Annotated in this window: 7 protein-coding genes; 3 read left to right on the top strand and 4 right to left on the bottom strand. The window is 70.2% G+C overall.

Going from position 1 to position 11,971, the window contains the following annotated elements:
• Positions 1 to 2,361 (bottom strand): SH3 domain-containing protein, encoded by a 2,361-nt coding sequence (locus tag JYJ93_RS26095; protein ID WP_206796016.1) that lies wholly within the window; start codon positions 2,359 to 2,361, stop codon positions 1 to 3.
• 134 nt (positions 2,362 to 2,495) lie between these two features.
• Between JYJ93_RS26095 and JYJ93_RS26090 the strand changes: the two genes are divergently transcribed.
• The gene (locus JYJ93_RS26090) at positions 2,496 to 3,464 is read left to right on the top strand and encodes an alpha/beta hydrolase (protein WP_206796014.1); all 969 of its coding nucleotides are present in this window, start codon (positions 2,496 to 2,498) and stop codon (positions 3,462 to 3,464) included.
• A gap of 1 nt (position 3,465) precedes the next feature.
• Here JYJ93_RS26090 and JYJ93_RS26085 read toward each other — a convergent pair whose 3' ends face one another.
• Positions 3,466 to 4,500: a hypothetical protein gene (locus JYJ93_RS26085; protein ID WP_206796006.1), complete on the bottom strand. Its 1,035-nt coding sequence runs from the start codon at positions 4,498 to 4,500 to the stop codon at positions 3,466 to 3,468.
• 195 nt (positions 4,501 to 4,695) lie between these two features.
• Here JYJ93_RS26085 and JYJ93_RS26080 point away from each other — a divergent pair, with 195 nt between their 5' ends.
• On the top strand, positions 4,696 to 5,244 hold the full coding sequence (locus tag JYJ93_RS26080) for a hypothetical protein (RefSeq protein WP_206796004.1): 549 nt from the start codon (positions 4,696 to 4,698) through the stop codon (positions 5,242 to 5,244).
• 7 nt (positions 5,245 to 5,251) lie between these two features.
• Here JYJ93_RS26080 and JYJ93_RS26075 read toward each other — a convergent pair whose 3' ends face one another.
• Together JYJ93_RS26075 and JYJ93_RS26070 are read right to left on the bottom strand one after the other, a co-directional pair.
• Positions 5,252 to 7,081 (bottom strand): hypothetical protein, encoded by a 1,830-nt coding sequence (locus JYJ93_RS26075; RefSeq protein WP_206800724.1) that lies wholly within the window; start codon positions 7,079 to 7,081, stop codon positions 5,252 to 5,254.
• A gap of 42 nt (positions 7,082 to 7,123) precedes the next feature.
• Complete coding sequence (locus tag JYJ93_RS26070) at positions 7,124 to 11,263, bottom strand: MG2 domain-containing protein (protein ID WP_206796002.1); 4,140 nt, start codon at positions 11,261 to 11,263, stop codon at positions 7,124 to 7,126.
• A gap of 80 nt (positions 11,264 to 11,343) precedes the next feature.
• Between JYJ93_RS26070 and JYJ93_RS26065 the strand changes: the two genes are divergently transcribed.
• Positions 11,344 to 11,940 (top strand): hypothetical protein, encoded by a 597-nt coding sequence (locus tag JYJ93_RS26065; RefSeq protein WP_206796000.1) that lies wholly within the window; start codon positions 11,344 to 11,346, stop codon positions 11,938 to 11,940.
• Positions 11,941 to 11,971: the final 31 nt, after the last annotated feature.

The raw sequence follows: 11,971 nt of genomic DNA, 5'->3' as shown, positions 1-11,971 counted from the left end.
TCAGGGAGATTTGTACCGGGCCTTGATGGCCGCGATGGCGCGCTCGAGCGCCTGGATCCGTTCGATGCTCAAGACCGGGCTCAGCCCCGGAGGCAGCGGGGGCGCGTTGGACGCCTGCCCCAGCTCCATCATGCGGGCGTGGATGTAGGCCTGGTTGAGGTACTGGAGATACTGCGCCTCCTGCGCCTTGGTCAGCGAGGACATGGCGGCCTCCACGGGCTTGACCAGGGCCTGGAGCTCGACCTCCGCGGCCTTCGGCACGTTGCGCACGAGCGGCTTGCCCAGCAACACGTCGTAGGGGATGTGCTCGGCGTTGGCGATCGTCAGCACCTCCTTGCCGATGATCTGCAACTCGCCGCGCACGCCGTTGCCGTGCTTCAGGTAGGCGCACACCACCGTGTAGCCGCTGTCCATCAGCTTGGACTCGGTGATGCGCAGGGGCGGCTTCCCGCCTTCCATCGCCGCGACCTGCAACATCTCCAGGTGCTCGGCGGTGAAATAGGGTTTTCCCCCGGGCCCGTGGAGGTTGTTGATCTCGATGACCTCCATCTCCCCCAGCCGGATGGCCTCCGCGAGCCGGTTCACCACCCGCGTCATCGCCGCCGGTGACGTGTCCGACAGGACGAGCCGCGTGCCAATGGCATCCCAGAGGTTCGCGATGGCCTCCTGGACCGTGGAGACCTTCGCGCCGAACCGGTCGACCGCGCGCTGCAACCGGTTGGCCGCGGAGACGGGATCCTTCGCGCGCGCCTGCACTGACCCCATCTCCTTGAACACCCGTGCAATCAGGTTGCGAGCGGGCGCCAGCTCCTTCTCGTAGAGGGGCGCGGCCTGCTCGGCGAGCTCCGCGATGGTGGGCGAAGGGGGCTTTTCGCGCTCGCGCAGGCGTCTGGCCACCTGGCGGGGCCCGGGCACCGGGGACTTGCCCGCGGCGTGATTGGCGGCGCGTTCCTTGAGCCACGACGCCAGCCGGGTCGAGCCGAAGGCCTTCTCCACAGCGGTGCCCTTGAGCGCCTTGAGCGCGGCGCCAACACCCTTGGCCGCGGCCCACATCGCCAGCACCTCGACCAGGACGCCCGCGAGGACCCCGATGGTCTCGGCCAGTTCGAGCGCCGCCTCCTCCAGCCGCTGCGCGTTCCCGCGTGCGTCCCACACCTTGCTGAAGAACTTCCCGAACGCGGAGCCGATCTTCTTGAGCGAGTCGAAGATCCACTTGGCCAGGAAGGCCAATCCCATCCATTCCAGGAGCGCGAGCCCGACCTCGAACCCCGCGGCCGCACCCGGCGCGGCGCCCGCACCGCCCGCGAGCGCGCCCAGCGCGGCACCGACCGCCGTGCAGATGGCGAGGAAGAGGATGGCGCCCACCGCCATCTCGAGGAGCGCGATGAGGACAGTGCGCAGGGCCTGCTCGACGTGCCGGGTGACTGCCTCGGGGATGTACTTCAGCGACAGCTTGATGGCCTCCCAGATGTCGCTCAGCAGCTCGGCCACCCGCTGGAAGCCGGAGGCGAACGCGTCCACCACGTTGAAGCTGTACGAACCCGAGTTGACCGAGCCGCGCAGCCCCTTGGCGAAGTCCTTGCTGGGGATCCAGATGTACGTGTCGGCCTTGAACTCGAGCGACTTCCAGCCCGCCGTGGTGTTGGGAATGGCCCGCCGGTTGACCTGGGCGAGCACGGCCACGAAGAAGCGCAGGTCCGCGCCCCACGCCTGCGCGACGTCGCCGTAGTACGCCTCCGCGATGGCGATGGCCGTGCCGCTCACGCCGCTGACGACGCGGTGGAGCCGGGCGTTCGGTTCGGGCATCGGGTGGCGCGGCGCGGACCAGACGTAGTCGCCGGAGACGAAGCCCACGCGCCCGTCCCGCGTGCTCACCGACAGCCAGCCGCCGGGCATCTGCGCAATCACCTGCACGGGGGTGTTGAACGCCAGGGTCCCGAGGACGTTGTTGCCCTGCTCGGGGCTGGAGCGCAGCTGGAGGGGGGGCGACTTGTTCCACATGACGATGCCCACCCCATTCGCGGGCGGGCCGTCCGGAGGCCGTACGGGCAGGGGGGCCGCGGGCTTGATGACCGCTGGGGTGTTGGCGCGCGTCAGCCCCACGAGCTTCCCCGTCTTGAAGGCATCCGCCAGGCGCTGCTTCATCACGGGGTCGGCCGGCCACGTCGCGGAGCCCGGCGTCGCCGCGCAGGCGGTGTACATCTCCCGGAGGGCCTGCCGGTGCGTGCGCATCCACCCGTCGAGGCACATCTGCATCACGGCGGGAGCGACCCGGCGGCTCGTGTTCTTCGCCTCCGCGTCGTTCCACAGGACGACAACGTAGGTGGCCCCGGCGCCGGAAAGTACCCACTGCTTCGACATGGCTTCCCTTCAGGTGACGGGGGCGATGGATGCTAGCCAGTTGGCCCGGGGCGGACCAGGGGCGGGGAGGGCGCCCGGCCCGCTGTCTCTCAAGATCATTTGACGCGAGCGCCGGGGCTTGATCCTCTCCGGGGATGAGCACTCTCCCCATCGACTTCGATCCTCAGCTGGCCGCGCTCCTGCCCGCGCTGGAGGGGTATGTGCCCCGGAGGATGACGCTGGCGCAGTTGGAGCACTTCCGTGGCTTGAGCCGGGTGACGCGGGAGGACCTGCTGGGGGACGCGAAGGTCCACTGCGTCGACCACCGCATCCCCGGCTATCAGGGCGCCGAGATTACCGTCTCCGTCATTGCCCGGCAGGGCCACTCGGTTCCGGGGCCGGCCGTCTATCACATCCATGGCGGCGGGATGGTGATGGGGACCCGCTTCGCGGGAGCGAAGCCGCTCGTGGACTGGGCGCTCCGTCATGACGCGGTCTGCGTGACGGTGGAATACCGGCTGGCTCCCGAGCACCCGGCGCCGACCTTGGTGGAGGACTGTTACGCCGGGCTGGTGTGGATAACGGCGAACGCCGACCGGCTGCGGTTTGATCCGAACCAGCTCGTCATCTTCGGCGGGAGCGGCGGGGGTGGGCTCGCGGCGGGAACCACGCTCCTGGCCCGGGATCGGCAGGGCCCGAAGCTGTTGGGGCAACTGCTGCAATGCCCGATGCTGGACGACCGCAACGAGACGGAGTCCGCCCACCGGTATGACGGCGTCGGAGTCTGGGACCGCACCAGTAACCTGACGGCGTGGCGCGCGGTGCTGGGCGAGCGCTGTGGAGGCCCGGACGTGTCTCCCTATTCCGCGCCCGCGCGTGCCACGGACCTGCGAGGGCTGCCGCCGACCTTCATCGACGTCGCGGCAGGGGAGACGTTCCGGGATGAAGCCGTCGCGTATGCGCGCGGCATCCTGGCGGCAGGGGGTGAGTGTGAGCTGCACGTCTGGGGCGGAGCCTTCCACGGCTTCTACGACATCGCCCCTCAGTCCGACGTGGCGCGCGCCTGCATTTCGACGCGCGACGCCTGGCTGGGCCGGATGTTCGCCCGGGGTGCTACTCCGTGACTCAGGGTTGAGCCACGCCCGTGTCGTACGCCTTGAGGACGGTCTGGGCGCAGGCGCGTGACTTCTCGCCCTCCTCGTTGCCCAACTGACGGCTGCGCGCCAGGACCATGTACCGGGTCCTGGCCGCGTTCACCCACGGATAGAAGCCGAAGGCCCCGGCCGACGAGTGGCCCGTCACGGTCCAGGTGCCGCCGACGGTCTCACCTTCAATCCAGTGCCCGAGCCCGTAGTAGGCCTCGCCCGCGCCGGACCACGGCGTGGAGGCCACGTTGGGGCCTCCCGGCCAGGCGGGAACGGAGTCCACGGTCAGCTTGGAGGACAGCGCGGTCTGGTTGTTGAGCAGCTTCAGCAGGAAGACGCGGTACTGCGCCGCGCTGCCGGAGAAACCACCCGCCACGGCGACGTCGCTGTCGGACTCCGGGAAGGTGGTGCCCAGCAGGGGATTGAGCCAGTCCATGACGCTCAGGAGGCCCGTGCCCCGGCGCGCGCCGATGTCATCCAGGGCCAGCTTCTGCATGTGTCCGCCGTTGTAGAAGAAGCGGCCGATCTGGAGCGGGCGCCAGGTGACGTCCTTGAAGGAAGGCCCATAGCACGCGGTGACGGTCGTCCCAGCGGCGTCACACAGGGTGGTGTTCTCGTCGATGTAGCCGCTGGTGAAGTTGAGCCGCTTCTTCTCATCCGCGGTGAGGTTCGCGTACCCCTTGGACTGCACGTAGGCCCCGGCGTACAGCCATTTGCTCGCGGACGCGATGGGCATCACCGTCGTGGCCGTGACGCCGCTGCCTTTCGTGAAGCCATGAATCGGCCCGGTCCCGTTGCCGAGCTCCCAGTAGAAGTTCCCAAGCGGCTTGCAGCCCGCCGCGTTGTTGGCCGTGTCCAGCGCGGCCTGTTCGTACACGGTGAGGGCCGCCTGGGACGTTCCCCAGGTCACCCCATCGCCGGAGTCGAACGTGTCCTCCGGGTGCCCACAGCCGGCACTGCCCAGGGCCCACACCGCGCACGCCCAGATGAACCGCGCTGTTCCGCTTCGCTTCATGGGGAATTCCTCCAGGAAAGCCCTCATGAACCCGGACGGCCGGCGGTAGTTGCGCTCAGAACCTGAAGTTCCACCGCATCGAAGAAGTTGTTGCGCGAGTCGTAGACGCGGGCCAGCAGGGCCATGACCGCGGAATCGGGACGGATCATCTCAAGGGCGCGGCGCGGAAAGGGGCCCCCGTTCTATCGTAGCGGGATGGAATCCTCCCCTGAACGCCAGCGATACACCCTGTGGCGGCTGAATCACGCGCGCTTCTTCCTGGCGGCCCTGAAGACCATCGGCCCGGCGACCCTCGTGTGCTCGGTGGGCTTCGCACTGCTGCAAGGCTGGCCGGGATTCGACGCCACGGCCTTCGTGACCGGGTTGTTGATGTTCGGCTTCCTCTTCGGCCTGTTTGGAATCCTCTTCCTGGCCTTCAAGGTGGATGCTCACGGTTCGACCTACTGCAAGGACCCCCTGATGTATCTGGAGCCGTCGGAGGACGACCTCTCCGCGCGAGATGCCTCCGGAGGGCTCCTGGGAAGGGTCTCCAGCGGCACCTTGCGCGTGGTGCACGTGAACGTGATGCAGGGCAAGCGGGGCCTGATGGGCGCGCTGCGCCTGGATCACGCGAAGGGCTCGGTCTGGCTCAGTCCCTACCAGTGGATCGGTGCCTGGCCGGGACTGAGGTCCGAGTCCTTCCATGAGTCGGTTCATTTCGTCGAGGATCCCCTGTTCGACGCGCTGGCGCGACTCGCGGAGTAGCGGGGCGTCACGGCCAGAAGCGGACCAGTCCCGGCTCCGGCACCGTCTTCGCGAGCAGACAGCCATTCGGCTCGCGGATGAAGCCAGACACGGAACTCAGCCGGGCGTCCAAGCGGACGAGGCCGTTGACGCCAAACCCCGGGTCCACCGCCCCGTGCCGGGTGAAGCGGACCACCCCCAGCCCTCCACCCACCTCGACCTGTCCCACCGTGTAGGGCGTGCCCACGTCATCGAAGAACAGCTCATTGGCCGAGCCGATGGCGAGCTGGCGCGGCGGCATCGTGGTGCTTCCCGTGCCGCGGTAGATGCGCGTGCCGGTTTCGTCGTACCACTGCACGAGGAGCTCATAACCCGGGGCATACGTGTTGAGCAGTGAGACGAACCGGCCGTGCCCGTCCGTGGTGACGTTCCGATGGAGATTGGGACTGCTCTCCACCGACCACTCGGCCTGCCCGGTCTTTCCGTCCATGCGGACGAACCCCAGTCCGTGGTTGCCCGGGCTGACCGTGTCGAAGAGCGAGACGGCGATGACCACGGTTCCGTCCTTCCGCTGGAGGGCCTCGCGGAGCTGGCTGAAGCGCTGTTCGTAGGTCGGGAGCGCGTACGTTGCCCGCCCCTCCGTCCCGAACCCCGCGACGGGCCTGCCATCCGCCTCCCACCGCTGCACGGCGAAGACGTAGGGTCCGCTTTGGGTCGGGTCGTAGTACGTCAGGGCCACCGACACCCGGCCCGCCTCGTCCACGAGGAGCTTCACGAGGGAACGGGAAGCGGCATTGAAGCGCGTCGACGCGACGCCCTCATCCCCGAAGCTCGTATCGAGCATGCCCGTGGCGAGGTGGCGCGAGACAAGAATGGTGCAGGGAGTCGCGTTGTCGCCGTCGTGGCAGTCGGCGGCGGCGCCCGCCACGAGGCTCCCTCCCGTGGGCAGGGCCTTGAACGCAAGCATGTGTGACACCGCCGGACGCGTGTGCGTTACCGACCCGAGCATTCCGAACGTCAGGTCCGGGATGCCATCCGCATGGTGGCGCTCGAGCACGAAGCCCTGGGCGCTCGGCCAGGAGGCGCTGGCGATGGGATAGGCCGTGATCAGCTTGCCGTCTGGCAGCACGTCGAAGAACCGCGACCAGTCCGTCCAGCCCAGGGGCACCACGGGGAAGGTGGGGTCCAGCGTGAAGGAGGGGCCCGCGACCACCATCCGCAAGGGCCGCGAGGTGGACCGGCCCTCCGCCGTGGCCACCAGCGTGGCGTCGAGGCGGGTCCCCGGGCCGACGCGCCCGGACACACTCACGACCAGCGCCGCCGCGTTCGTGTCCGCGGACACCCACCGGTCCGCCACGAAGACCTCGGAGGGCAGGCCGCGAATGGCGAGGGTGACGGGGCCGGTGAAGCCCTCGCGCCGCTCAACGCCCACACGCAGGACCGCGAAGTCGTCGCCGCGCACGAGCAGCTCGGACGGCGCGCTCAAGGTGACAGGGAGGGGCAGGGGCACGTCCGGTCCGGCATCCGGAGCGCCGGCATCCGTGGCACCGGCATCCGTGGCACCGCCATCCGCGGTGCCCGCGTCGGGTGGCTCCTGGTCGGTCGTCCCCGCATCGCAGGTGGCGCCGGCACACGAGGCGTCGGGAGTCGAGGTGGACGCGTCCTGCCCGCCCGCATCGGCCTGGGGCTCGACGGGGACGGGTTGCTCGATGGGCTCCTCGTCACCACACGCGGTGGCCAGCGGGAGGAGGAGGGCGAGCGCCACGAGGAGGGCGCGCCCACTCTGGGACGGACGGGAGGGCTGGGAACGTTGGGCCATGGACGTGAGCAGGGGCTGGGGTGCCTGCCTATACGTCATCCCCGCCAATCCCTGGCTGGAGGCCCGGTCGATCCGGTCCGGCTACGGCTTTGGTGCGATGGAGACCTTCACGCCTTCGCTCCACACCTTGTGCTCGTCCGCGTAGTACAGGTACGCGCGGCTGGACGGGCCGGTGTAGGTGCCGGGCACCGCGGCCACCAGGGACAGCGGCACGTCGATGCGCTTGTGGGGCTCCATGCCACGCCAGTACAGGACGACGTCGCGCCCGAGCACCTCGTACGCATCCACCACCTGGCGCTTCACCAGCTCCTTGAGCTGGTCGTGCCGCACCTCCAGCCCGCCCGGCACGCCGAAGATGGCCACCGCCGTGGGCAGCCGCTGGCCGGTGCGGTTGGCCACCACCACGCGTGCCTCCGTGGGCTCCCCCTCGGTGAGGGCCGTCTTCGCCAGCGCCACCTCCAGCGTCACCGCCGTGTCCTTGGAGCTGTCCGGCGTCACCGTGTTGTAGGTGACCTCCACCGAGTACGGCAGCTCCGCGCCGCCCTCCATCCGCAGCTCCACGCGGCGCTCCCCCGCGCCCAGGAGCGCGCTCACGTCCGGCAGCTTGAGGGCCTCCTGCGAGGCGCCGTCGAAGCGCACCGGCTCACCCACCGGGCGGCCGTCCACGTAGACGCGCACCTGACCCGGCGTGAGCTTGGACGCGCGCGCCTTGTCGTAGGCGATGATGGCGCGCAGCGCGAGCACCGTGCTCTGCGTCGCGCCGTAGCGGCCTCCGTCGCTGGATTCGGCGAGGAACTTCATCGCGCGCTCCACGTTGCCCACGTACGTGGGGTCGCGCATCCAGGCCAACGCCGCCAGCGCGGTGGTCTCGATGTTCAGCGTCTCGCCCGAGCTGCCCACGATGGACTGCGTCGCGCCGCCCACCACGCCGTCCTGTCCCTGCGCGGAGGCGAGCCGGCCCATCAGCTTCCGGGCCTCGGCGGTGTCACCGGCGAGCGCCAGCGCGTTGGCCGCCAGGGCCACCACGTAGTTGTTGGTGCTCTTCGCCGCGGCGGCCTTCAGCGAGGCCACCTCGCGCGCCAGCTCCTTCGCCTGCGAGGCCGGCTGGCCCGCGCTCTCCAGCAGCGTCCAGACGATGTACGCGTTCGACGTGTCCGGGTCCTCCACCCACACGTGCAGCGCGCGGCGCTTGCGGTTGAAGCCGCCCTGGCCGTCCCGCTGCTGGAGCAGCCACGCGCGCGTGCGCTCCAGCATTCCGGCGTCCACGTCGCGCACCTGGCGCATGTCCGTGAAGTGCAGCAGGCCGAACGCGGTTAGCGCCTCGTGGCCCGGGTTCTGCCCGAACCACTCGTAGCCCTTCTCTGAGGTCTCGTAGCCGACCAGCCGCTGGTAGCCGCGCTCCAGCTTCTCGCGCGCGCTCGCCACCAACTCCGGGTTCACGCCGGTGTGCGTCTGGAAGTACTGCTGCGCCATCGTCATGGGGTACGTCGTGGAGCTGGTCTGCTCGAAGCAGCCGGAGGGCTCCTGGATGAGGCGGGCCAGCGACTCCGTCATGTTGGCCAGCGGGCCCGGGTACACGGCGATGGACGTCCGCACGCTGCCGGGCACCAGGCCCTGGGGCAGCACCACCCGGTGCGCCGCCGGGCCCTTCGAGGACAAGAGCCCTCCGAAGGACACGCGGCCCGGGAAGCCCCGGGGCTTGATGGACAGCGTGCGGGTGACGACGTCCGTGTACTCGCCCGCGCTCGCCGTGAGCCTCACGTCCACCGGCCGGGTCTCCTGGCCAATCTCCAGCGAGAAGAGCTGCCGGCCCCGCGCCTGCGACGCCAGGTCCAGCGTGGCACCGCCGGAGACCTTCACGTCGCCCTTCAGCTCCACCTTCACCCCCGCGCCCGGAAGCAACGCCTCGGTCCCGTTCACCAGCGCCACAGGCAGCCGCACGACGTCTCCGGACGTCACCTCGAGCGGCAGCTTGGGCTCCGCGTAGAACGGCTGCACGGACTCCAGCTCCGCCACCGCCGAACCGAGCGCGCCGTCACCGCCCACCGCGCCCGCGAAGGCCTTGAACGTCGTCACCGAGTCGCTCATCGCGAAGGACACCCGCGCCTCGCCAGTGCGGGCATCCGTGCGCACGCCAGCGTTCCAGTAGAGCGTCTCCGCGAAGTCGACCCGGTCTCCCGCCTTGCGGTTCGGCCGCGCGGTGTGCGCGAACTCGCGGAGGTAGATGAGCTGCCCCTGGCTGAGCTGCTTGTCGTCGGCGTTGATGTCCCGCTTCGCGCGAAGGACCCTCCGCTCCCTCGGCGCCTCTTCCTCCTTCGCCACCTGGAGCACGGGGGCCGGGGCCTCCACTTCCGGAGCCATCCGAGCCGGGGGCATGGGAGGCGGAGCCGCCGCGGCGACGGGGGCCATTTCGGGGCGGACCGCGTCCAGCGCCAGGCCGGCGAAGGCGTCCTCCTCTTCATCCACGGCCCGGTCCATCATGGGCGGGGCCATCCCCTCGACATCGCCGCGTCCGGCCTTGCTGATGGAAGACGGCCGGGCCTTGCGGACGGGCTCCCGCGGCCAGCGCACCGCGAGCACGCGCATCGCCGCGTCACCATGCCGGGCGAGGAAGCCCTGCGTGTCGGTCAGCGCGAAGCGCCGCCAGCCCTGCGTCCCCAGGAGCAGGTCCACCGCCAGCTTCGACTTCGGGTTCTTCGCGTCGAGGTAGAGCTGCGCGTCGGCCAGCTCCTTCACCTCCGGCTCCAGCAGCACCATGACCGGGAGTTGGGGCGCCTGGTCGCGCTTCTCCTGGAGCTCCAGCACGGCGTCATCCGTCACGGTGAGCATCACCAGCGCGGAGACCGGCTGGCCGCCGCGCGTCGTCCGGGCCGTGAGCCGCACCGGGCCCCCAGGCACGTAGCGCGTGCGGTCCGCCTTCAGCTCCACCGTCAGCTCCTTTGAAGGCTGGCGGAACACCAGCCGCTCCGCGAGGGGCCGCCCGTCGTGGTCCCACACCGTGGCGACGAGCACGCCGTCCGCCTCGCCCGGATCCAGCGTCACCGGCCCGCCCCGCACGTCGCCCAGCACCGCCGACGCGACGCGCACCTCGCGCTGGCTCAGCGTCACCGTCGCGCGGCCGACGTTGTTCAGGCCCACGACGAGCTGCACCAGCTTGCCCGCGGGCACGACGTCCTCGCGCACGCGGATGACGGCGCCCCTCGGCTTCACCTCCGGCAGAGGGAAGCGCTTGCGGATGCCCGAAGGCGAGTCGATGCGCAGCGCGTACTTCACCCCGGCCTGCGGGGTCAGCTCGAAGCGTCCACGGCCTTCGTGCTCCGAGCGCACATGGGCGACCACCTTGCCGCTGTCCACCTCCACCACCTGGCCCACCAGGTCCGCGGGCTTGCGCGCGGGCGTGCGCGCCTCGAAGTAGACGCGCGAGGCGAGCCCCGCCACCAGGTCGCCGCCCTCCGGATACAGGGCCAGGTCCAGCGTCTGGAGGAGGATGGGGATCGTCTTCGCCGCGGACTCCACCACGCCGCCGTCCTCGATGGTGAAGGCCAGCGTGCCCTCGCCGCGCTCCATCGCCGAGGGCAGCGGGAAGCGCACCGTGCAGCGCCCCTTCGCGTCCACCGTGCACGGCACCTGCGCCACGGTGGCGCCATCCACGAGCGCGTTGGCCGTCACCTTCGCGCCCTCGGGCACGCCGCCCTCCGCGCGCTTCACGTCCAGCGTGGTGGTGACGGTGTCGCCCGGCCCGTAGCCATCCCGGAGGAATTCGATCTGGGACTTGAGCCGGGGGGCCCGGTAGGCGCGCACGTCGAACTTGCGCTCCGCGGGGGCCGCGCCGGTCCACGGGTAGGTGACGCGCAGGGTGTACTCACCGCCGGGCTGGCCGGCGGGGATGGGCCAGGCGTAGCCCCAGACCGCGTCCGCCGTGGACGCCGTGCTGGTGGTGACGACGTCCCCCTTGGGCCCGCGCACCTCCACCTGAGCCTGGAGCGAGCCCGTGTAGGGCTTGCGGCTGGAGGCCTCCAGCACCAGGCCGCGCACCAGCACCTGCTCCCCGGGGCGATAGAGCGGCTTGTCGGTGGTGACGTGGGTCAGGTAGCGGTCTTCGCCCCCCAGGGAGCGCGAGGTGGCCCGGGCCGCTTGGACCTGGGGCGATACCATCACGAAGACTGCTGCGACCCCCAGCGGCAGGAGCGCGCGCAGGGCAAACGGGACGAAGTGGGCCATGGCGGCATTCAACGGACGCCGCCGCCAGAAGTTCTGTCCCGCGGAGGCGCTGTGGAGTCCTGGTGTCGTGCGGCGCCCCGATGCAGGACGAAGAGGGGGCGGTGCTCGGCACGCAGCAAGCGGACCTGGCCCAGGTCTTCACCCAGCAAGCGGACTTCACGGCGGCCACCGGGGCCACCCAGCTCACGTTCCCCGCGGACGCGTTCGACGCGTATCCCGATCATCCCTCAGGAGCGGCGTCGAGCTGCATCCAGCCGCAGTGGGGTATCGACCTGCCGTGGGGCTCCAGTGCGCCCACCGTCAACGTCCTGGCGCCTCGCGCCAGCAACTGGATCTGCTTCGTGGGCCCTGGCTGGAATCACAACAACACGAATCCGCTGCCTGTGAAGCCCACGGTTCTCGCCAACGGTGAGGACGACTTCGAGATCGCCTTCCTGCGCCCCGTCTCCGCCGTGGGCCTGGAGCTGCTCACGAACAGCCGTGCCCAGCACAAGGTGACCCTGACCTTCACGGACGCCACCCAGGAGGTCTTCGAGGACGCGGTGCTCGATACGGGGGGCAATGCCTTCGAGTTCGTGGGCTTCCAGTCCACCAAGCGCATCCGGTCCATCTTCATTGACACCACGGGCGGCGCCTCGCAGAACGAGGGCATCGCCGCCATCTGGACCGCGCCCTGACGGAGCGCGGCTTGTAGATGCCCGGCGCGCT

Source organism: Corallococcus sp. NCSPR001, assembly GCF_017309135.1.
Classification (GTDB): domain Bacteria; phylum Myxococcota; class Myxococcia; order Myxococcales; family Myxococcaceae; genus Corallococcus.
The sequence above is the reverse complement of the archived record's forward strand: the minus strand, read 5'-3'. Positions and strand labels throughout refer to the sequence as shown.